General features: G+C 68.8%; 1 protein-coding gene. It reads left to right on the top strand.

The genetic code is table 11. From position 1 onward, the window contains the following. Positions 1 to 1,119 (top strand): IS66 family transposase (gene tnpC / locus P7D22_RS23195; protein ID WP_319936601.1); only part of this gene is annotated, 1,119 nt, incomplete at both ends.

The following is a 1,119-nucleotide window of genomic DNA, read 5'->3' as shown; positions in this document are numbered from 1 at the left end:
GCCCTTGCCGGCTCACCTGCCGACCGAGACGATCGTGCATGACGCACCATGCGTATGCCCGAGATGCGGCGGTACCGCCTTCGGCCGCATCGGTGCCGACGAGCGCGAGGTGCTGGAATACGTGCCCGCCCGGTTCCGCCGCATCCTGCATGTTCGCCCCAAGATGAGCTGCCGCGCCTGCGAGACGATCGTGCAGGCGCCGATGCCGGGCCTGCCGATCGAGAAGGGCCGGCCGGGCCCGGGGCTCCTGGCGCATGTGGTCGTGTCGAAGTTCTGCGACCACCTTCCTTTGTACCGGCAGGCGGAGATTTACGGGCGCGAAGGCGTTACCATCGACCGATCGGTGATGGCGGGCTGGATGGGCCACATTGCGGCGCTGCTCGCGCCCCTGGCCGAGCGCATTGGTCGCCACGTGCGCGCCGGTCCGGCAATCCACGCGGACGACACCACGGTCCCGGTGCTCGATCCCGGCCGCGGCAAGACGAAGACGGGCCGCCTGTGGGTCGCGGTGCGCGACGAGCGAGGGTTCGGTTCGATGGCTCCGCCGGCCGCGGTCTACCTCTACTCGCCCGACCGGACCGCCCAGCATGCGCATGCGTTGCTGAAGGACTGTCGCGGCCACCTGCATGCCGACGGCTACACGGGCTTCGGCAAACTCTATGACCCTGACCCACTGACCGGCGCGCCGGCGCCGCTGATTGAGGTGGCGTGCTGGAGCCATGCACGGCGCAAGATCTACGACATCCACATCACGACGGCGTCGCCCGCCGCCGAGCACGCCCTGGAATTGATCGGCGACCTATTCGCCGTCGAGACCACCATCCGCGGCCGAGCGCCAGCCGAGCGGCAGGACGCACGTGCCAACCGATCCACCCCGATCCTGGACGCGTTGAAGGTCCACCTGGACGCGACGCTCGCTAGGATCAGCGGCAAGAGCCCGTTAGCCAAGGCGATCCGCTATGCGACGTCACGATGGGCGGCGCTGACACGCTTCGTCGGGGACGGGCGCCTCGAACTGTCAAACAACGCCGCGGAACGGGCCATCAGGCCGCTGACCTTGGGCAGGAAGAACTATCTGTTCGCCGGTTTCGACGAGGGCGGCCGCCGCGCCGCGACCTT

The sequence above is a fragment of the Lichenihabitans sp. Uapishka_5 genome, assembly GCF_033947565.1.
Classification (GTDB): Bacteria; Pseudomonadota; Alphaproteobacteria; order Rhizobiales; family Beijerinckiaceae; genus Lichenihabitans.
This window is presented reverse-complemented; position numbering and strand designations above follow the sequence as displayed.